The sequence below is a fragment of the Oceanobacter sp. 5_MG-2023 genome, from assembly GCF_030548165.1.
Classification (GTDB): Bacteria; Pseudomonadota; Gammaproteobacteria; order Pseudomonadales; family Oceanobacteraceae; genus Oceanobacter.
The window spans coordinates 25543-44990 of sequence record NZ_JAUORS010000007.1; the positions used below are offsets into that span (position 1 = coordinate 25543).

A 19448-nucleotide genomic window follows, 5' to 3' on the forward strand; every position below is an offset into this window, starting at 1 on the left:
CATAATAAATCATCGTCCCAGGAGAGCGATGACCGGGAGCAGACACGGCCAGAACATCGTCACCACCGCCAACCACACTTGCCGATGGAGCCGAAGTTGATACGGCTCAGGTATTCACCAGCAGCTGCACACCGACCCCGGTATTGGAAATCGGTGACACATAGCTGCGTAACACTTCTTTCACTTCGCCGGTCATGGTGCCACGCATGGCCATCCACATCGCCAGTTCGACCATTTGCGCACCGCCTTTTTCAATCAGGTCGGCGTTGCTGTACTGGCATAGGGCTTCCGGGTCGTTAACCAGTTTATCCATGCAGTCGTTGTCAAAATCGCCATTGAGTATCCCGGCACGTTGACCATCAAGCTGATGCGACAAGCCGCCGGTACCCAGCACTACAACCTTCTGGTCGCTGTCCCAGGAGCGGATGGCATCACCAATAGCCTGGCCAAAGGCATAGCTGCGGGATGGTTTGGGCATCGGATGACGTTCGCAGTTGATGCTGACCGGAATCACCTTGATACCCTGATAGGTAAAGTTCGGCCACAGCAACGTCAGCGGAACGGTAGCGCCGTGATCGACCTTGATGTCCTGACATACGGTCGGGTCAAAATCATTGTCGATCAAATGATTGACAATATGCCAGCTCAGCTCGGTTTCACCCGTCACTGGCGGGATCGGGTTAATCCCCCAGCCTTCATCCGCATTGTGGTATTCCGGCGCGCAACCAATGGCAAACGTCGGTTTTTTGTCGAGGAACATTTCCAGGCCGTGATCGTTATAGAACAACACGGCGATATCCGGTTTTTCCTGCTGCAACCACTCTCGAATGGGAGGGTAAATGGCAAACAGATCCCGATAATAAGGGGTGTCTTCCAGATGTTTATCCATCGCCACCCCAATGGCAGGGATATGTGAGGTGGTAATACCACCGATCAGCTTAGCCATGGTGCTTACCTCGCCCCTGGCTCTCCAGGTATGCTTTGAATTCTTCGGTGGTACGGCCAGTTTGCATACCGCCAATGATCTGCATGTTCCAGCCAAAGATAATGGCAAATTTAGCCATATAGTAGATGCTGCCGCCCAACTCCAGCATACGGATGATGTCCTGGTCTCGCACCGCCTGCCGCTGCTCGTCGGAGATACCAAAACGCTCCATATAGGCTTCCGGGTCGTCACGGAACGCCTGACGGTTGTCTTCGCTGTTAAACGAATAACACATCTTGTTGAACCTGAAGCCTTTGGTGGCCATGGGGCCATCAAAGTGGATGGTGCCCTCGACGGCTCGTAATTGATTGTCTGACATGACTGTATTCTCACTGATTAGGTCGGACGCAGAACGCCAGGGCTGATTACCAATACAAACGCATCGGGTTATCCACCAGCAGTTTCTGCTGCTGCTCGGCAGTCGGGGCAATCATCGGGATAACATCCACCAGCTTGCCGTCATCCGGGGTATGGGATTTCATATTCGGATGTGGCCAGTCGGTTCCCCACAACACCCGGTCAGGAAACAGCTCGACCAGCTTTTTGCCAAATGGGACAACGTCGCGATAATCCGGCGCCGTCAGGGTCAGGCGTTCCGGGCAAGTGACTTTGACCCAGATTTTGTCATTGTTGTTCATCATATCGATAAAACGCTGGAAGTCCGGGTGATCCACTCCCTTGGCAACATCCGGGCGGCCCATATGATCCACCACAATGGTGGTATCCAGCTCGTTCAGGAATGGAATCAGCTCTTCCAGGTCCGGGGCTTCGAAGTACACCACGATATGCCAGCCCAGCGGCTTGATCTTTTCAGCCACCGACAGGAACACTGCTTTTGGCGTGGTATCGACCAGGCGTTTGACGAAGTTGAAACGCACGGCGCGAACACCGGCCTTGTCCATCGCTTCCAGCTCTTCCACCGTAATCGCAGGATCAACCACAGCCACCCCACGGGCCAGCTCACCGGCACTGTCCAGAGCATCCATCAGAGCCGCGTTATCAGTGCCATGGCAGGATGCCTGAACAATCACATTACGTTCAAAGCCCAGGTAGTCGCGCAGCGCAAACAGCTGCTCTTTCGAAGCATCACACGGCGTGTATTTACGTTTCGGGTGGTACGGAAACTGTGCCGCCGGGCCAAAAACATGGCAGTGCGCATCAACCGCGCCAGCCGGTGTCTTGAACTCTGGTTTGCTCGGGTTGGCATGAAATGGCAGGTAATCTGGATCCATCATAATTAGGTCGCCCTTGTTTTTATCGGGTCATTATTGGCACTTTTATTGGCTGGTACACACCAGCAGAAACGGACAGATGCGGATCGTTCAGCACTGTCCCTTCCCATAAAAGCAGCCGGTTTATTCGTTGGGATGCGCAAACACATCGCCATCAAACAGTTTGCGGGCCGTACGCAGCAAGGCCGCCGAAGCAACGTTACCGCCATCGTCCATATTCAGAATCACGGTCATTTCACCGATCGGATGCTCGACCGCCAGGGTTTTCTGCTGACCCTCCGGCACACAGGCAACAGCAGCGGCCGGCGAGCCGGGTAACACCGCCGCTGTCGCCACACTGACCGCGCCCAACACCCCAATCGAGGCATGACAGCGATGAGGAATAAAAGTCCGGGTCGACAAGGCTCCGCCGTTGCTGGCAGCACTGACCATGGTCATCTTGGGCACGGATTTGTCTTTCACATCCCCCAGATTCATCAATGGCCCGGCCTGTAAACGAATGGACTCCAACCGCGCTCGCAAGTCATCGTTGGCTTCCAGTTCTTCACGGCTTTCGGTACCGGAAATACCCATGTCTGCAGCCTGCATAACCACCACGGGCATGCCGTTATCAATCAACGTAACCTCAACGCCATCAATCACATCCACACAGTGACCGGTGGGCAACAAGGCACCACAACTGGAACCGGCGGTATCGGCAAAGGTAACGGGAATGGCTGCGGCACAACCGGGCACGCCATCAATACGGGCGTTGCCAACATAACTGACCTTGCCTTCAGGCGTCGGAACCCGAGCCGTGGCAATTTGTCCGGTGTTGGCCATAAAAATACGCACATCGGTGTCTTCACCGGTGGTTTCAACCAGGCCCCGTTCAATCGCAAACGGGCCAACTCCCGCAAGGATGTTGCCGCAGTTTTGCGCATCCGTAACGATGGCCTGATCCACAAACACTTGCAGAAACAGGTAATCCACATCGGCGTCTTCACGCTCGGAACACTGCACCACGGCCACTTTGGCGGTTAAGGGATCGGCTGCGCCCAAGCCATCAATCTGACGCGGGTCTGGAGATCCCATGACCCGTAACAGAAACGCATCTCTAACGGCCGTATCAGCCGGAAGGTCTTGCGCCAGGAAGTAGCCCCCTTTTGAGGTGCCACCTCGCATCCACATACAGCGCACCCCGTCAATCGGATCGAAGGTGCGGGCCTCAGACATATTTAAGGCCTTTGTCTTGCAGGCGGCCACGCATGTCATAAATATCCAGCCCCAGCTCGCCGTTGGCCATTCGCACACGCTTGGATTCTTCCAGCGCCATACGGGCACGGGCTTTTTCCAGTACCGCGGCGGCTTGTTCACGGCGCACAACAACAACGCCGTCGTCATCCGCCACCACCACGTCACCGGGATAAACCAGTTCATCTGCACACACCAGTGGCACGTTGACCGAGCCAACGGTTTCCTTGATGGTGCCTTCCGCAAAGACCGCTTTTGACCACACCGGGAATTCCATCTGGCGCAGATCACGGGTATCCCGGACGCCACCATCAATAATCAGTCCGACCACCCCGCGTGACTGGGCGGAGGTCGCCAGCAAGTCACCAAAGAAGCCATGAATCGACGGTGAAGTCGGCGCAAAAACCATGATGTCGCCGGGCTGACACTGCTCAATGGCAACGTGCATCATCCAGTTATCACCAGCGGCACCAGAGATGGTAATGGCGGAGCCGGCGACACTTTTATCCTGTTGAATCGGGCGCAGGTAATGCGCCAGCAAACCAACACGGCCCTGGGCTTCATGAACCGTGGCCACACCACATTCCGCCAGACCATCAATCACGGCCTGGTCGGCCCGTTCAATATGTTGTACTACGACTGTTTCTTTCATGCTGTTGCTTCCTTTGGTCTATCACACCGGCACACCGGCCAGTTGATTACGGCAGTACCAGACGACTGAAAACGCGACGAGTGTTGTGCTCGAAGATGTCGGCTTTCTGGGCCGCAGACAGCGCCGTGTTCCCATCGATATAACGTTTGGTATCGTCGAAGAAGTGGCCGGTATCCGGGTCGATGCCGCGTACCGCACCAATCATTTCCGAGGCAAAGAGGATGTTTTTGGTCGGAATAACATCGAGCAATAAATCAATGCCGCGCTGGTGATACACACAGGTGTCGAAATACACGTTGTTCAGTACCCGTTCTTCCAGCTCAAATCCCTTATCAAGGGCCATCCCACGGAAACGCCCCCAGTGATAAGGCACCGCACCGCCGCCATGAGGAATAATGATTTTCAGCTCAGGGAAATCCTTGAACACATCCGACATCATCAATTGCTGAAAGCCGGTGGTATCGGCGCCCAGATAATGGGAACCCGTGGTATGGAAACAGTCGTTACAGGATGCCGATACGTGCACCATGGCGGGAATATCGTACTCAACCATTTTTTCGTAAATCGGATAAAACGCCCGATCCGCCAGCGATGATCCATTCCAGAAACCACCACTGGGGTCCGGGTTCAGGTTAATACCGATAAAGCCCATTTCCTCGACGGTACGAACAATCTCAGGCACCGACTTGGCCGGGTCGACCCCCGGTGATTGCGGTAACTGGGCTACCGGGACAAAATTCTCCGGGAACAGGTCACACACCCTGCGAATAATATCGTTCTGATGCTCGGTCCAGTACTGGCTGGTGTATTCGTTACCAACGTGATGCCCCATCCAGCTGGCGCGAGGAGAGAAAATGGTCAGGTCAGTGCCGCGCTGTTGCTGCAGCTTCAACTGATTATTAACGATCGATTCGCGAATCTCATCATCCGTGATATTGATCGTGCCTTTTTCACCCTTGAACAGAGGGTCCGCCGCAACCGCTGCTTTTTGCTGATCGCGGTATTCGCCGACGCCGGGCGGCGTCGTGGTGTAATGCCCATGGCAATCGATGATCATTATTCTTCTCTCACTCGTTGATGGAGTGGCCCGCAGGGCCTGTACCAGCGGCACAGGCAAACAGCGCACCGCACGTCCGTGAATGCCAAAGGCACCCAACGACCTGGATAATGCCCCCATGGTAGGAACTGAGCAGCCGGGCTGGCTATTTCAATTTCACTGTTACAATATTGGATTTTGATATAGACCTGTTTATTCGAAGCTCTGGAGCAAGCGATGGATTTTGTTATACCCAACCTGCGGCACCTGCGCGTTTTTCTGGAAGTAGCCGAACAAAAGAGCATCAGCAAGGCGGCTCCGAGAGTCTTTCTGTCGCAGCCAGCCATCACCCAGGCACTGGCACGACTGGAAAACATGCTGCAAACCGGATTATTTGATCGCCGGGCCGAAGGCATGTACCCCACCGCCTCCGGTGAGGTCTGGTATAACCGGGTCGAACGCTGTATTGCCTGCTTGCTGCAAGGCACCCGCGAAGCATTACGCTCTGGCAGCCGTACCCAATCGGCGCAACAGATGGTGTCGTTACTGACCACCACCCAGCTCAAGGCATTGGTAGCCGTCACCGAAGCAGAAAACTTCAGCATTGCCAGCCGGGCGGTGGGCGTCTCACAATCATCGTTACATCGGGCTGCCCGCGAGCTGGAGCATTTGCTGCAAGTGCCCTTGTTTGAAAAGACCAGTACCGGCATCAGCGCCACCAAGGCAGCCCAGGCACTGGCCCGTGCCACCAAGCTGGCATTTTCGGAGCTGTACCAGGGCTACTCCGAAGTCAGTGCGCTACAGTTTCGGGAAGTGGGTAAAATCGTGCTCGGCAGTATGCCGCTAGCGCGGACCTCGATCCTGCCCGAAGCCATTATTCGGTTTAGTGAACGCCATCCGGATATTGATATTCAGGTTGTCGATGCGCCCTACGATGACTTGCTGCATCATTTGCGCCACGGCGATCTCGATTTTCTGATTGGTGCCCTGCGTTTTCCGCCGCCGGTCGATGATGTGGTGCAGGAAGAACTGCTTTCTCCGCCACTGGCGATTATTTGTCGCCCGGAGCATCCATTACTGGTGGCCGCGACCAGCACATCGTCTCCAGAGCTGACGGATCTCACCCACTACCCCTGGATTGTGCCCCGCAATGGCACCCCGACCCGCAAAGCCTTTGAGACCCTGTTTGCCCAATGTGATATTCAGCCACCGCAACGACTGGTCGAATCCAGCTCACAGATCCTGACCCGTGAGCTGCTGCGCGGCAGTGACCGCCTGACACTGATCTCTACCCATCAGATCGAACAGGAATTAAACAGCGGATTATTGTCGGTATTGCCCGTCAACCTGGAAGATACCCGCCGGGCCATCGGCATCACCTTGCGTCAAAACTGGCAGCCAACGCCGAGCCAGATGCAGTTTCTCGATATTCTGCGGGAACAGGCAGCCGCCTGCCGGGATCAGTAATGCTGCACTGACAAGTCTGCCAGGCATCAGGCCAACCTGAAGAAAGGACGGGGAACGGCCTGTAGAGAAATGGACTCTCCCGGTCTAAAACGGGAACGGTCATGGTCGACTCATTCCAGACACGGCCTTAAAGAAGATGTTTGTTTCGCAGCACTGCTTGGTCTCTCGGCTGGAGGTGATGCCCTTGGAGTGAGTAAACGGGATGATTTTCAGCAGACTCGCCGAATCATAAACAGGGCGGTTTTCGCTATCCTTGACCACCATCGACGTTTGATTATCGTCATGATGTTTGAACCTGGGCATCCGTTACTGGAAGCGTCCAGCCAGACCCTTGTCTCACCGACCTGAACTGACCCGTTATGGATTGTATCCCGTAACGGCATTCCAACCCGCAAAGCGTTTGCAGCGCTGTTTGCCCAATGTAAGATACAGCCGCCACAACGTCTGGTTGTTCAAGGTACACCCGTCCAGCCCGGCAACATATAAAACGGGATGTGACGGCCTATATGAAGTACTACAACCAGGAACGACTGCATTCCTGAAATGGTGACTTGTCACCGATGGGGTATGAAAAACCAGCCAATTAATGTGTCCGGTTTTGTTGACCAGAACATACCCCAAGGCGACGCCTCAACCATTCCCCCAATCATCAATATTATTTCGGTTCGCACTTACAAGCACTGTTGGTAACGGCTTGGTATGGTTGATCTGTACATAAGCGTCTACCTTAGTAGCGAATTCATATAAAACGGTAATACCTGACGCCTTTTCCGTTGGATCTTGCTCCTGCTCATTATCAAGCGGAAAGCCTGTATATTCTGCGAATATCCTTGAGGTACGACTTTCATTTTTATTATAAAGAACAACATTAAATTGTCCGTCAAGATCAAGGCCAGGAGGAATAACGCATGTGGTCTCCAAAGTGCCAACGACGAGGCGCAGAAGTCCCCAGTGGTCACTCTTGATTTCAAGTCGCATCGTGCGAGCTTGAGCGTCTCCATCACCGAGAGGTGGCGTAAGGGCATACGCAGCACCCGCCAGAGCTGCTGCTGTAGCTGCTGCTGTTCCCGATGAGATTAAGGCTGCAACAATCACTACTGGAATATGGATCGCCCGGCTTCTATTTTCCAATTGGTCATTAGCCTTGTCAGTCACTTCTTGTATGTAAGCGTTAAGGCTATTGTATTTCGTTGGATCGGACATATTACCACTCTCTTTTTTGGTTATTGTTTCGGAATAATTAATTTTCAAACATTAAGTAATTCATTTGTCTCGTTAAAAACCAACCTACATCATTTATTTAAAACCATACCACTGTACTTGGCCGCATATTGTGTCGTGGTCTACTAATTCCGTCCTGATTCCGGACAACCAGCAAGGTTTTCAATAAAAAAACAGCACCGTTCCTTCTCTGCTGAGTTCAAGCTTGAAGCCGCCAGTTTGGTGCTTGATCAGGGATATTCTGCTTCTGAAGCCAGTCAGTCACTGGATGTTGGTGAGTCCGCTTTACGGCGCGGGGCTGGTCAGTGTCGTATCGATCGAGGTGTCCAGCAATTGGATGATCGATGAAACTGCGGACCGCCTCTGCCACATGCAAACTGGGAAGGTTCTACTTGTATTAAAGAGATTGTTCGCATTATTGGTTTGAATCGAGCCATTACCGCTTCCTGCGTTTCAAAACCCGATCAGACCATCGCTCGGGATAGTTTTTTTACAGCCTGCACAAATTGATAAAAGGCCGGATTGCACCATAAAATACAGAAAATGAAAGTAACCTGGTGTAAAAAACCAATACCTTGTTGCCGACCACTGGCACTATTTTAAAGCCTGTAAACACAGGTTTTTCAATGCCTGACCAACAACTGACAGGACAAATTTTCACTGTTGGGTCAGACGGCATTATCAAAATTGAATCATCCGTCCGGTTTATTAATTACCCTGCAGACAAGGCCAATGCTAGATTGAAGTTCTCGAACTTGGTCGTTTTGAGTGTTGTGACATTACCCGCCGCCGATCACCCGACCCACTGCCTCTGTAGTGGCAGACGGTAATCGGCGGCGGGCTTTTTCAAGACCGTTCGATGTTCATCGTCAGTACGCTTGTCAGCAGCAGGCCATAACAGCCTCACTGATAACCAACAAGCCGTAACAGGTACCGGCGGCACCTTACATGACCTACCCGGCCAACAACCGGCATCCGGTGCTACCGCTACACCGATCAGGAGAACAAAATGAGATTATGTGTTGCAGGTGCCGCAGGCGCCTTTGGCCAGAAACACCTGGACGCCGTCGCTAACATCGATGGCGCGGACGTCGTATCCGTTGTCGGCACCCGCCCTGACGTGATCAAACAAGTCGCAGAAGAACGTGGCATTCCACACTATTGCACCGACCTGGCAGAAGCCCTCGCCCGCGACGACATCGACGGTGTCTTGCTCGCCACCCCGACCGGTATGCACGCCGCCCAGGCCATTCAGTGCCTGGAAGCTGGCAAACACGTTATGGTCGAAATTCCCATGGCCGACAATATTGGAGATTCGCGCAAGCTGGTTGAAGTCCAGCAGCGTACCGGCCTGGTCGCCATGTCTGGCCAGACGCGCCGCTTTAATCCGTCACACCAGTGGATTCATAACAAGATTCAGGCCGGTGAACTGAACGTGCAGCAAATGGACGTACAGACCTACTTTTTCCGTCGCACCAACACCAATGCCAAAGGTCAGGCCCGTTCCTGGACCGACCATTTGTTATGGCATCACGCCTGCCACACGGTTGACCTGTTCCAGTATCAGACAGGCGAAACCTGCAGCAAGGTCCAGGGAATGCAAGGTCCGATTCACCCCGACCTCGGCATCGCCATGGACATGAGCATTGGCCTGAAAGTCCCCAGTGGCGCGATTTGTACGCTGTCGCTGTCGTTTAACAACGAAGGGCCTTTTGGTACTTTCTTCCGCTACATCTGTGACCAGGGTACCTATATCGCCCGTTATGACGATCTGGTCGATGGTTACGAAAACCCGATCGACCTGTCCGGTGTCGCCGTCTCCAACAACGGCATAGAACTGCAGGATCGCGAGTTTATCGCCGCGGTCAAGGAAGGCCGGGAGCCAAATTCCAGCGTCGCGCAAGTGTTGCCGGCGATGGAAACCCTGGATCAGCTGGAGCAACTGCTGAACGCAGACTGAGCAGCCAGCAGGCCTCTGCCTTGAAAGCTTGAAAAGACAGGGGCCGATGTACCATCCAGATGTTTCCAGAAACCGGCTTGGCCGGTTTTTCCGTTTCTGACACGAGGTATTTTATGACTGCGCTGAACACTGAATTTAATCATCCCGGCATCGGTCTTGGTTGTATGAACCTGTCTCATGCCTACGGTGTGCCACTACCGGAAGACGACGCCATCCGGGCCTTACACGCCGCTTTCGATATGGGCTACCGCCATTTTGATACCGCCACCCTGTACGGCGGCGGCAAAAACGAACAGCTGCTGGGCAAAGCCCTGAAACCACTGCGCAACGATATATTCCTGGCCTCCAAAGGTGGCATGCAGATTGGCGAGCAAAGCGGCCTCAAGGAAATCAACGGCTGCCCGGCGACCTTGCAGCAACAGGTCGAAAACAGTCTGCGCCGCTTGCAAGTTGATCATATCGACCTCTACTACCTGCATCGCCTTGACCCCAACACGCCGATTGAAGAATCCGTTGGAGCACTGGCCGAGATGGTCAAAGCGGGCAAGATCGGCGCGATCGGTTTATCCGAAGTCTCCGCCGCAACCTTGCGCCGGGCCCATGCGATACATCCGATTGCCGCACTGCAAACAGAGTATTCACTGTGGAGCCGCAACGCCGAGATTGCCGTACTGCAAGCCACCCGGGAACTGGGCACGGCATTTGTGGCCTTTTCTCCCCTTGCCCGTGGTTTTCTGGCAGATGGCCTGCAAGAGGTTGACTCGCTGGAGCCAAAGGATATCCGTCGCAATATGCCACGCTTCCATCCAGACAACTTTGCCGCCAACCTCACCTTGCTGGACACATTCAGACTAGTGGCAAAACGGGTTGGCTGTACGCCAGCTCAGCTATCTCTGGCCTGGGTCTGCGCGCAAGGAGATCATATTGTGCCGATCCCGGGTACCCGCAGTGTTGCCCATATGCAAGAAAACCTGCAAGCCGCCACGGTCTCGCTATCGGCCGATGTTATCCATGAGCTGAATCAGTTGATCAATCAGCAGACGGTCAGCGGCAGACGCTATAACCTGGCACAGCAAGTCGAAGTGGATACCGAAGAATTCGCAGAGTAAGTGGCTTCGATGACCGCCATGGCATGCCGCAATCGGCAACACCGGTTCGGGCCATGGCACTTATGCTATAAAAATAACAAACATGTATAACAACGCCTTATGAATACCACCCCGTTACACCTTATAGTCGATCAGGCCCGCCCACCTGCTGGCAGCCATCAACGCATTTCCCGCTACACCCTGTATAGTGAGGCCCCATCGGACAGCGATCCCGAATTTGTCCATATCGAGGACATACCCAGTCGAGCCAGACTGTTCGACTGGGCCATTAATATTCATACCCATCCGAACATGTTCCAGCTGATTTTTGTGCGCAGCGGTTCGGTACGCGTCTTTATTGATGGTCAGGAAGAACATCATCAGGCCCCTGTGATTGTTTCGGTGCCTGCCGGTGTCGTGCATGGCTTTGAGTTTGAACGGGAAGCCACCGAAGGCTGTGTGATTACCGTTTCCCGGCTGTTGATTCAGGATGACCAGTTTGCCCGCCAGTTTCCGTTTGGGCAGGAACTGCTGCAAAGTGCCCGGATTATTCAGCTGAGCCAGCACCCAAAAGAGCTGACCTTTATCGACCAGACGGTACAGCAGCTGACCGAAGAGTACCTGGGTAACGCCCTGGGCAAAAAATCCATGTTTGCCTGGTTGCTGTTTGGTTTGTTACTCAAACTTGGACGCCTGCTTGAAGAACACCCGGACAACATCCCGGAAGACATTCATAGTGAGCGTTTTCGCCACCTCAACAGCCTGATCGAAGGGCATTACCGCCAACATCAATCGGTCGAATTTTACGCCCAGGCACTGCACACCACTCCCACCAGCCTCAGCCGCACCTGCAAACAAATCGCCGACAAGAACATCACCGATCTGCTCTACGACAGGCTGGTTCTGGAAGCCCAGCGCATGCTGATTTACTCCTCCGTCCCGGTATCACTGATTGCCTACGACCTCGGATTCCACGACCCGGCGTATTTCTCACGTTTTTTCCGCCGCCGGGTGGGTTTGGCACCCACCGCCTTTCGAGAGCAACGTGACGGCACTCATGTATCCGCTGGATCAGCCGATTGAACGAACATTTGAACGAACGATCAAACAGATGGTCTGAAAGCACCATCGACCGCTGCCTGTAACCACTCACGCAGTGATTATTCTCATGCTTGATTTGACAGGCTTCCCCTATGAAACTCACCGCCCCATGTACGCCTATCGAGTTCTCAACCAAAGATATTTATGGCAACTCCGTCAGCTTGAGCCATTACTCGGGCAAAAAAATTCTCTTGGCTTTTTTTCGCGATGCCGCCTGCCCTTTTTGTAATGTGCGCCTTTATGAACTCACCAACCAATACAATGCTTTTCAGGAGGCCAATGTTGAAATCATTGCAGTCTTCAGCTCAACAGCGGAAGAAGTCCGGCGTTTTGTGGCCCGCAACCCGCGTCCGTTTATCTTGCTCAGTGACCCCGATCTACAGCTGTACGAACGTTATGGTATCGAACACTCCACCACCGCCCTTATCAAAGCCATGTTGTTCCGTCTGCCACAGATGATCCGCGGCTTGCTCAAAGGAGGAAAAAGCGATATTCACAACCCGCACATGAAGCTGGTACCGGCGGATTTTTTGATTTCGGAGCAAGGAGAAGTCCAGCTCGCGTGGTACGGCCGCGACACCGGCGACCATGTTCCAATGACTACCCTGAAACAGTTTGCAGCGGGCCAACTCAGTAGCGCAGAGAGCTGCCCAACCCGTTAAACCAACAACTTGCCACACTGTGTGAGCCGAAAGGACCCTGGCTCAGCTCCCCACCAATGACTCTTGCGCCAGCAACTGCTCTACCCAGTGTCCCCACAAGGTGCAATAGGACGCCATCGGCGCGGTAAAATAATTGAGGGTGCGAGCATTCAGAAACAACATCCCCAGCAAACGACCGTCACTCATCATCGGCATGGTCAGACTGGAACGATAACCCTGTCCCAGTAACGCCGCACTGTGTGCCGGCAACTCTTCCACCCGAAACTTGCGCATATCCCCCACCACCCGAATACCCGGACTGGCGACCAGGGATTGCAGCGATGGCACATTTTCCAGCAACATCTGATAACCGTCCAATAGCCGGGTATCGTCTCCGGCGCAGGTCAGACTGGACAAGTAACCTGTGTCGGCTTGATAGCGCGCCAGAGAAAAACGATCGATACCAGAGTACTGCTCACGTAAGACACGATAGAGATGGTGTACATGATCCTCAAACGACCGCGATGGCGATAACTGCCGATAAGGGTCGATATAGTGTTGTTCTGAGGCTGGGTTATCGGCCATAGCGGTCTCCGAGGGCTGAAAGCTGAAAGAATACGGCAAAAGCCATTGTTTTCAGTCTAGCCAACGCAACCGGCGATACCGCTGACTCATATCAAGGCAGCCAGGTAACAGCCAGGGCCATTAAACAGACAGACACGCCAAACGAGTCAGCGTTGATTAAATCAAATTATTCAGGGAAGCCGGTTTCAGCAGAGCGGCCGGTTACTGACCAGCCGCTTGTTACAATGATTATTGGACGGAGTACGGCGTTCGGCGTTACCCCGTGTCCAACCGTCGGCTAGCGTGGGTTAACCTCAACCTCGCACAGTACCGAGTTGGCAATAAAGCAGTGTTCATGGGCTTTGTGATGCATGGCCAGAATGGCTTCAGCATCGGGAATCTTATCGCCTTCAAATACCGCCAGTGGCGACAGAAGAATACGGCTAATATGAAAGCGACCGTCGTCTCGCTGGGCCAGTTCCGCAACCGCGTGGTCTTCATACGACACCACGTTCAGACGTTTTTTGGCGGCCAACGCCAGGAAGGTCATCATATGACAACTGGCCATGGAGGCTGCCAGCATTTGCTCCGGGTCACTGCCATAATCGTTACCGGCACCGCCAGCGGCCAGCTGTACCTGATGGCCAAAGTCGAGTTGATGGCGGCGCTCAAACCCCTGGTGAGAAAATTCACCTTCGCGCTGCCAGTGTAAATCCATGCTGTGTTCTGAAATCTTCTGGGTCATTCTCTATCCTTCCTGAAACAGGCGGCTGTCCAATCCATGCGTTTACTTGATCCAATACCTACGGCCTGCCAATACCCTGATGCAGGCGATACCTTGGCCATCAAATCATAAAACGCCTCGGTATTATTGCTGCAAGCAGGGTAGTTATTCACATCGGGTATTACTCGGCCAATGTTTTACGCAAGGTAAACGCACCCCGTAGCTGACCGGCCTGATAACCCACAGCCTTGTCATGCGGATACAGTTTACTGAGACGGGTTTGTACTGGCTCTGCCAAGGCCGAACCATGGCAGTTCAGACACAATGCCCCTGTTGGTATCGCTTTCATATAACGATATTCGCCGTTTTCAACGATACTGGCTTCCAGCGTAGCCGGGGTTTCTCCTGCAGCCAGACGCTGGTCAAAGTCCTTCAGCGTGGCCAGCTCCCAGCTGTCCGGGGCATTGTCCGGATTACGTATTTTTAATGAGGTACGTCCTACCGCCCAGTCTCCCTGACTATGTGCCGTAGCAATCTCGGGGGCCTCCACATTACACAGATGGATCGCTTCGGTTGGGCCACCCGCCTTCATACCTTTTTGTACGGTTTGCATCAGCTGCTTGCCAAACATCATGGCTTGCTGCCGCGCTTCCTGGTTGAGGCTGCCTTCTTCAGGCTGCTCGGCACGAACGGCAGTACTTGCCAGCGCACCTGCCAGGCCGCCAACCAGACACGTCAACGTTAATAGTTTTTTCATTGTTATCTCTCTCAAAAATAACCAAATATGCACAAAGGAATACAATCAGCCTGAAAAAGCGGATTGGTTATCACCAAATCCGCTGTCTGGGTTGTACTGGAATTATCGGTAAACGCTTGGATCAATTTCCACTTTGTGGACATCGCCACTCCAGCCATCAAAACCACCCACCAGCATTTTTACCTGATCAAACCCCATACGCTTCAGGGTATGGGCGGCCAATGTACTGCGGCCACCATTTTTGCAATACAACAGGATGCTGGCGGTGTTATCAGTCAACGCCGGATGATCCCCCACCCTGAATTCCAGCACACCACGCGGTACATTGACCGCTCCCGGCAAGTGGCCCATCTCGAACTCAGCCGGTTCCCGTACATCCAGCACGACTGCGCCATTGGCCAGCAGTCCTTCAGCTTCCTCTGCGTTGACCGGGTTAACGGACACTGAGGCTTCAGACAATAAATCTTCTTTTTTGAGTACCATTGGGTTTCCTCTCGATGATCGATCGTATCAGAACAACATGCCTGCATGGCTATATTGACAGTGTGCCACGTAACGTCAATCGTCACCAACTGGCGTGTGACCCGCTGGCCCAATCTGAGCATGGTTTATCAGTCGTGACATCGTCAGCTGCTCAGAGCAGCCACAGGCCAGCACAGAGACTCATCAATGGCCAACCCGCATAAGGACTGAATAGATAACGCCAAATGCGCAGCACAGGGACATAACCAATACCGTGAACCAAACCCGCCGCAATACCCCACAACCCGAGCGGTAGTAATATGTGCGTCTGTTCATCCGGTGCAACAGCCACCAGTTGCGGCATGGCCAGCCATAATCCAGCCATAATCCAGCCAGTCCCAGCGCTCCCAGGAAGGATAACCCTCGCGCCCAAAAAGCATACAGCGGCCCGTAGGCCGCATAATCCACTGGAGGTTTGTCTGGAACAGGCATTGCCTTACTCCGCATCCCGATCCATATCTTCGTAAAACTCCAGCCACATAGCGTTTATCAGGCCAAATGAGCAGGCCAGTAATACACCGAGAATCCAGGCAAAATACCACATACTATTTTCCTCGTAGTGCGAGCCAGACGTCTGTGTCTGGCTACCTGTTTGGGTTTTGCTGTTTCCGTTTACCGGGTGTGGCCAGGCCAGATCATCCGAGCACTGCTCGGCTGATCCGGACGCTGCCAGCAACAGCCTTGATTCATTAATACGTGCTGTATTTGTTGTCTTCAATAAACTGGTTGGTCAGGCGACCCCACATTTTGTAGTAGCCCCAGATGGTGTAGCTCAACACAATCGGTACAAACACCATGGCGACCCAGAACATGATATTCAGCGTCATTTCACTGGATACCACATCCCATACGGTCAGGCTGTGAGACGGCTCCAGACTGGATGGCATAATGAACGGGAACAGTGAGAACCCAGCGGTCAGAATAATGCCGGTAATCGCCAGTGAGCTGGAGACAAAAGCCATCACACCGCGATTCATCATCGACATCAGTACCGTCAGTGCCAGTCCGGCAAAACCCAACAAGGGTGCGATCATCATCCAGGGATGCTGGCCGTAGTTGCTCAGCCAGGCCCCTTCTTGCGTTGTCACCACTTTATCCAGAGGGGTCACTGCCGCAGCGGTGCTTTTGATATCCATGATCACATAGCCATCAATACCCATCCAGATCCAGACACCGGCGAGGGCAAACAGCGCCGCCACCAGTACTGCCAGCGCAACCGTAATCCGGCGGGCGCGCTCATGGAGTGCTCCGTCAGTCCGCATTTGCAACCAGGTGCCACCGTGCATCATCAACATTCCCAGACTCACCAGACCGGCCACCAGACCAAAGGGATTCAGCAAGGCCCAAAAAGAACCGGTATAGGTAGAACGCATAAACTCATCCAGACTGAATGGCACTCCCAGAATCAGGTTGCCAAACGCCACACCAAACACCAGGGCAGGCACTGCACCGCCGATGGTCAGGCCCCAGTCCCACAGGCTGCGCCAGCGGGGATCATCCACTTTGGCGCGGTATTCAAACCCGACCGGGCGAAAAAACATGGCAAACAACACCAGTAACATTGCCCAGTAAAAACCCGAAAATGCCACCGCATAAACCACAGGCCAAGCGGCAAAAATGGCCCCACCGGCAGTAATAAACCAGACCTGGTTACCATCCCAGTGCGGCCCGATGGTGTTCAGCATCACCCGGCGCTCGGTATCGGTACGGCCGATGATTCGCAGCAGCGCACCAACCCCCATATCAAAGCCATCGGTAACAGCAAAGCCGACCAGCAATACGCCAATCAGTACCCACCACACCAGTTTCAATACTTCGTAATCCATAATTCCCCCTTACGCCTGTTCGTTACGGGCTTGCAACGGCTGCGCTTTTGGCCCAGCTGCTGTACCGCCTGTCATGGAGTGACTTGCCTCTTTCTCGAAATGATAACGACCAGTATGCAGAGCAGATGGCCCCAGACGGGCAAACTTGAACATCAGATACACTTCGGCAACCAACAAGGCGGTATAGAACAGTACAAAACCGGCAATACTCATCCACAGCTCTTCAACCGACCGGGTTGAGGTGGATAAATGAGTTGGCAGGACTTCACCAATAGACCAGGGCTGACGGCCGTATTCCGCTACAAACCAACCCATTTCACAGGCCAGGAAAGGTAATGGGATCGCCCATAACAAGGCTTTTTGCAGCCAGGTCTGCTTATCGATGGTTTGACGGGCAGAATGCCAGAACGCCAACGCCACCAGCAGGAACATGGTAAAGCCAATAGCCACCATGATACGGAAGGTAAAGAACATGGGGGCAACGCCCGGAATAGTGTCCCGTGCGGCCGACTTGATCTGGTCTTCTGTAGCGTCAATAACGTCCGGAGTATATTTTTTCAGCAGCAGGCCGTACCCCAGATCGTCCTTGACCTCATCGAATGCCGCCATGGTTGCAGGTGATTCATCCCCGGCTTTCAGTTGCGTAAAGAGGTCGTAAGCACCGATACCATTACGCACGCGCTCCTCGTGTTCGACCAGCAGGTCCTTGATACCCACCACTTGTTCGTCCGTTGATCGGGTCGCAATCAGGCCCAGCACCCAGGGAATCCGAATCGCGTAGTCGGTCTCCATGGTTTCTTCATTAGGCAAACCAAACAGGGTAAAGGCAGCAGGAGCCGGATGGGTTTCCCATTCCGCTTCAATGGCAGCCAGCTTGGTTTTTTGTACATCGCCAATTTCGTAACCCGATTCATCACCCAGCAGAATCACACTCAGAATGGCCGCCAAACCAAAGCTGGAGGCAATGGCAAACGAGCGACGGGCAAAGGGCAGGTCACGTTTTTTCAGCAAATAATAAGAGGAAATCCCCAGTACAAACATGGCACCGGTGACATAACCAGCCGACACGGTATGCACAAATTTGACCTGGGCAACCGGGTTAAACAACACCTCAACAAAGCTGGTCATCTCCATACGCATGGTGTTGTAGTTGAATTCAGCGCCGACCGGGTTTTGCATCCAGCCATTGGCAATCAGAATCCACAAGGCCGACAGGTTCGAACCCAGTGCCACCAGCCAGGTGACGATCATATGCTGTATCCGTGTCAGGCGATCCCAGCCGAAGAAAAACAGGCCGATAAACGTACTTTCAAGGAAGAAAGCCATCAGACCTTCAATCGCCAGCGGTGCGCCAAAAATGTCACCGACATAATGGGAGTAGTAAGCCCAGTTGGTACCGAACTGGAATTCCATCGTCAGGCCTGTCGTCACACCCAAAGCGAAGTTAATACCAAACAGCTTGCCCCAGAACTTGACCATGTCCTGATAGACCTGCTTGCCTGTCATCACATAAGCCGATTCCATGATGGCAAGAATAAACGATAACCCCAACGTCAGGGGTACAAACAAAAAGTGGTACAGCGCGGTCATAGCAAATTGCAGCCGCGACAAGTCCACCATACTTTCACTGATCATGGTTGATCCTCCAAAGGCAGTGCCGTGGAACGTTCAGTTGAGTGTTGTGAAACGAAAATTCAGCGACTGAACCTGGCGGAAATACAACGCTCCGCCATCGCTCAGCGACTGTAACAAAACAGCTTGTGGATCACGCAGATCTCCAAGCTGAGACAAAACCGGTCTTACAAAACAATGATCAATCTGCCCCGCAAACAACCACCAGTACCAGAGATATTCCGGCAGCAGCGAAGCAGCTGTACTAACCCGATGGAGCGCCAGCACAAGCCGGAAGCGGGTCGTAACACAGGGCTTTTTCCTGTGCCACCGAACTGATACACAAAGACCCGATCGCCCGGCCGGGATACAGTACATAGTCATCGGGAAGTTGGAGAAGCGGCAATTTATCAACGTCAGCTTCCGGCTCAGATGCAACAAAGGGACGTAACCCACCGGGAAGCCACCACATACCGCTAAAAATCAGTCCATCACACACATAGGCAACCCGCAGCGCCGCAGGGTCCACCACCACCCGGATGTAGCTTTCACCCAGTGCCAGTGTATCTGGAGCGGCCGAGCCTGACAGGGCGCCAGCATCCAACATCTGACCCGGTATATTCATGATCTGGGTCATTTCTCCAGTAAACAGTAAATAGGCATTGGCGACCCCCAACTGCTCCAATGTCTGGATGTAGCAAGACACCAATGCAGGTTGCGGATCAATCAGCGCACCACGGCGAGAAATAGGATCAAACAATAAATAACTAAGCTGTTGGTTAACCCGCCACTGCTTTACTCTAGCCATAGCCTTCCTGCCAATTCCGC

At 53.4% G+C, this 19448-nt stretch carries 21 protein-coding genes and 1 pseudogene; 6 read left to right on the plus strand and 16 right to left on the minus strand.

Annotation, left to right across the window (positions count from 1 at the left end; genetic code table 11):
- Nucleotides 1–106: 106 nt before the first annotated feature.
- The 6 genes from Q4551_RS06350 to Q4551_RS06375 form a co-directional block, all read right to left on the minus strand.
- Nucleotides 107–946 carry a class III extradiol dioxygenase family protein gene (locus Q4551_RS06350; protein WP_303432586.1) on the minus strand — a complete coding sequence of 280 codons (840 nt, stop codon included), beginning with the start codon at nt 944–946 and terminating at the stop codon, nt 107–109.
- The gene (locus Q4551_RS06355) at nt 939–1304 is read right to left on the minus strand and encodes a protocatechuate 3,4-dioxygenase (RefSeq protein ID WP_303432587.1); all 366 of its coding nucleotides are present in this window, start codon (nt 1302–1304) and stop codon (nt 939–941) included. Before Q4551_RS06355 ends, Q4551_RS06350 begins: the two co-directional genes overlap by 8 nt.
- 46 nt (nt 1305–1350) lie before the next feature.
- Nucleotides 1351–2220: an amidohydrolase family protein gene (locus tag Q4551_RS06360; protein ID WP_303432589.1), complete on the minus strand. Its 870-nt coding sequence runs from the start codon at nt 2218–2220 to the stop codon at nt 1351–1353.
- 120 nt (nt 2221–2340) lie between these two features.
- Nucleotides 2341–3432: a 4-oxalomesaconate tautomerase gene (locus Q4551_RS06365; RefSeq protein WP_303432591.1), complete on the minus strand. Its 1092-nt coding sequence runs from the start codon at nt 3430–3432 to the stop codon at nt 2341–2343.
- Nucleotides 3425–4102, minus strand: coding sequence for a 4-carboxy-4-hydroxy-2-oxoadipate aldolase/oxaloacetate decarboxylase (locus tag Q4551_RS06370; RefSeq protein ID WP_303432592.1), 678 nt, complete (start codon nt 4100–4102; stop codon nt 3425–3427). Before Q4551_RS06370 ends, Q4551_RS06365 begins: the two co-directional genes overlap by 8 nt.
- Nucleotides 4103–4148: 46 nt before the next feature.
- The gene (locus Q4551_RS06375) at nt 4149–5159 is read right to left on the minus strand and encodes an amidohydrolase family protein (RefSeq protein WP_303432593.1); all 1011 of its coding nucleotides are present in this window, start codon (nt 5157–5159) and stop codon (nt 4149–4151) included.
- A gap of 216 nt (nt 5160–5375) precedes the next feature.
- Here Q4551_RS06375 and Q4551_RS06380 point away from each other — a divergent pair, with 216 nt between their 5' ends.
- Nucleotides 5376–6605, plus strand: a complete 1230-nt coding sequence (locus Q4551_RS06380; RefSeq protein WP_303432594.1) for a LysR family transcriptional regulator — start codon at nt 5376–5378, stop codon at nt 6603–6605.
- Between the two features lie 630 nt (nt 6606–7235).
- On the opposite strand, the gene Q4551_RS06385 is transcribed toward Q4551_RS06380, so the two are convergent.
- Nucleotides 7236–7856 carry a hypothetical protein gene (locus Q4551_RS06385; protein ID WP_303432595.1) on the minus strand — a complete coding sequence of 207 codons (621 nt, stop codon included), beginning with the start codon at nt 7854–7856 and terminating at the stop codon, nt 7236–7238.
- A 135-nt stretch (nt 7857–7991) separates the two neighbouring features.
- Here Q4551_RS06385 and Q4551_RS06390 point away from each other — a divergent pair.
- The 5 genes and pseudogenes from Q4551_RS06390 to Q4551_RS06410 form a co-directional block, all read left to right on the plus strand.
- Nucleotides 7992–8147, plus strand: a pseudogene (locus tag Q4551_RS06390) (transposase); the annotation flags it as partial.
- Nucleotides 8148–8835: 688 nt separating this feature from the next.
- A complete protein-coding gene (locus tag Q4551_RS06395; RefSeq protein WP_303432596.1) occupies nt 8836–9786 on the plus strand; it encodes a Gfo/Idh/MocA family oxidoreductase in 951 nt (316 codons plus the stop codon).
- 113 nt (nt 9787–9899) lie between these two features.
- On the plus strand, nt 9900–10895 hold the full coding sequence (locus tag Q4551_RS06400; protein ID WP_303432597.1) for an aldo/keto reductase: 996 nt from the start codon (nt 9900–9902) through the stop codon (nt 10893–10895).
- 99 nt (nt 10896–10994) lie between these two features.
- Entirely contained in the window at nt 10995–11957 is a 963-nt protein-coding gene (locus Q4551_RS06405; protein ID WP_303432598.1) for a helix-turn-helix domain-containing protein, read from the plus strand.
- A 110-nt stretch (nt 11958–12067) separates the two neighbouring features.
- Nucleotides 12068–12637, plus strand: a complete 570-nt coding sequence (locus Q4551_RS06410) for a peroxiredoxin (protein ID WP_303432599.1) — start codon at nt 12068–12070, stop codon at nt 12635–12637.
- Nucleotides 12638–12679: 42 nt separating this feature from the next.
- Here the strand turns inward: Q4551_RS06410 and Q4551_RS06415 are convergent, their stop codons facing one another.
- The 9 genes from Q4551_RS06415 to Q4551_RS06455 all read right to left on the minus strand — a co-directional run bounded on the left by Q4551_RS06415 (nt 12680) and on the right by Q4551_RS06455 (nt 19428).
- The gene (locus Q4551_RS06415; RefSeq protein WP_303432600.1) at nt 12680–13201 is read right to left on the minus strand and encodes a GAF domain-containing protein; all 522 of its coding nucleotides are present in this window, start codon (nt 13199–13201) and stop codon (nt 12680–12682) included.
- Nucleotides 13202–13478: 277 nt separating this feature from the next.
- A complete protein-coding gene (locus Q4551_RS06420) occupies nt 13479–13925 on the minus strand; it encodes an OsmC family protein (RefSeq protein ID WP_303432602.1) in 447 nt (148 codons plus the stop codon).
- A gap of 160 nt (nt 13926–14085) precedes the next feature.
- Nucleotides 14086–14661, minus strand: a complete 576-nt coding sequence (locus tag Q4551_RS06425; protein ID WP_303432604.1) for a DUF3365 domain-containing protein — start codon at nt 14659–14661, stop codon at nt 14086–14088.
- Nucleotides 14662–14763: 102 nt separating this feature from the next.
- Nucleotides 14764–15144 carry a rhodanese-like domain-containing protein gene (locus tag Q4551_RS06430; RefSeq protein WP_303432605.1) on the minus strand — a complete coding sequence of 127 codons (381 nt, stop codon included), beginning with the start codon at nt 15142–15144 and terminating at the stop codon, nt 14764–14766.
- 151 nt (nt 15145–15295) lie between these two features.
- On the minus strand, nt 15296–15508 hold the full coding sequence (locus tag Q4551_RS06435) for a cyd operon YbgE family protein (protein ID WP_303432606.1): 213 nt from the start codon (nt 15506–15508) through the stop codon (nt 15296–15298).
- Between the two features lie 111 nt (nt 15509–15619).
- Nucleotides 15620–15727 (minus strand): cytochrome bd-I oxidase subunit CydX, encoded by a 108-nt coding sequence (gene cydX, locus Q4551_RS06440; protein WP_303432607.1) that lies wholly within the window; start codon nt 15725–15727, stop codon nt 15620–15622.
- A gap of 145 nt (nt 15728–15872) precedes the next feature.
- On the minus strand, nt 15873–17012 hold the full coding sequence (gene cydB, locus Q4551_RS06445) for a cytochrome d ubiquinol oxidase subunit II (protein WP_368501372.1): 1140 nt from the start codon (nt 17010–17012) through the stop codon (nt 15873–15875).
- 6 nt (nt 17013–17018) lie between these two features.
- Nucleotides 17019–18644: a cytochrome ubiquinol oxidase subunit I gene (locus Q4551_RS06450; protein WP_303432609.1), complete on the minus strand. Its 1626-nt coding sequence runs from the start codon at nt 18642–18644 to the stop codon at nt 17019–17021.
- Between the two features lie 241 nt (nt 18645–18885).
- Entirely contained in the window at nt 18886–19428 is a 543-nt protein-coding gene (locus Q4551_RS06455; RefSeq protein ID WP_303432610.1) for a hypothetical protein, read from the minus strand.
- Nucleotides 19429–19448: the final 20 nt, after the last annotated feature.

Excerpts from the sequence above, each read along its gene's own strand:
- Q4551_RS06350 (WP_303432586.1), bottom strand. The coding sequence starts at position 946 with ATGGCTAAGCTGATCGGTGGTATTACCACCTCACATATCCCTGCCATT.
- Q4551_RS06355 (WP_303432587.1), bottom strand. The coding sequence starts at position 1,304 with ATGTCAGACAATCAATTACGAGCCGTCGAGGGCACCATCCACTTTGAT.
- Q4551_RS06360 (WP_303432589.1), bottom strand. The coding sequence starts at position 2,220 with ATGATGGATCCAGATTACCTGCCATTTCATGCCAACCCGAGCAAACCA.
- Q4551_RS06365 (WP_303432591.1), bottom strand. The coding sequence starts at position 3,432 with ATGTCTGAGGCCCGCACCTTCGATCCGATTGACGGGGTGCGCTGTATG.
- Q4551_RS06370 (WP_303432592.1), bottom strand. The coding sequence starts at position 4,102 with ATGAAAGAAACAGTCGTAGTACAACATATTGAACGGGCCGACCAGGCC.
- Q4551_RS06375 (WP_303432593.1), bottom strand. The coding sequence starts at position 5,159 with ATGATCATCGATTGCCATGGGCATTACACCACGACGCCGCCCGGCGTC.
- Q4551_RS06380 (WP_303432594.1), top strand. The coding sequence starts at position 5,376 with ATGGATTTTGTTATACCCAACCTGCGGCACCTGCGCGTTTTTCTGGAA.
- Q4551_RS06395 (WP_303432596.1), top strand. The coding sequence starts at position 8,836 with ATGAGATTATGTGTTGCAGGTGCCGCAGGCGCCTTTGGCCAGAAACAC.
- Q4551_RS06400 (WP_303432597.1), top strand. The coding sequence starts at position 9,900 with ATGACTGCGCTGAACACTGAATTTAATCATCCCGGCATCGGTCTTGGT.
- Q4551_RS06405 (WP_303432598.1), top strand. The coding sequence starts at position 10,995 with ATGAATACCACCCCGTTACACCTTATAGTCGATCAGGCCCGCCCACCT.
- Q4551_RS06410 (WP_303432599.1), top strand. The coding sequence starts at position 12,068 with ATGAAACTCACCGCCCCATGTACGCCTATCGAGTTCTCAACCAAAGAT.
- Q4551_RS06415 (WP_303432600.1), bottom strand. The coding sequence starts at position 13,201 with ATGGCCGATAACCCAGCCTCAGAACAACACTATATCGACCCTTATCGG.
- Q4551_RS06420 (WP_303432602.1), bottom strand. The coding sequence starts at position 13,925 with ATGACCCAGAAGATTTCAGAACACAGCATGGATTTACACTGGCAGCGC.
- Q4551_RS06425 (WP_303432604.1), bottom strand. The coding sequence starts at position 14,661 with ATGAAAAAACTATTAACGTTGACGTGTCTGGTTGGCGGCCTGGCAGGT.
- Q4551_RS06430 (WP_303432605.1), bottom strand. The coding sequence starts at position 15,144 with ATGGTACTCAAAAAAGAAGATTTATTGTCTGAAGCCTCAGTGTCCGTT.
- Q4551_RS06435 (WP_303432606.1), bottom strand. The coding sequence starts at position 15,508 with ATGGCTGGATTATGGCTGGCCATGCCGCAACTGGTGGCTGTTGCACCG.
- cydX (WP_303432607.1), bottom strand. The coding sequence starts at position 15,727 with ATGTGGTATTTTGCCTGGATTCTCGGTGTATTACTGGCCTGCTCATTT.
- Q4551_RS06450 (WP_303432609.1), bottom strand. The coding sequence starts at position 18,644 with ATGATCAGTGAAAGTATGGTGGACTTGTCGCGGCTGCAATTTGCTATG.
- Q4551_RS06455 (WP_303432610.1), bottom strand. The coding sequence starts at position 19,428 with ATGGCTAGAGTAAAGCAGTGGCGGGTTAACCAACAGCTTAGTTATTTA.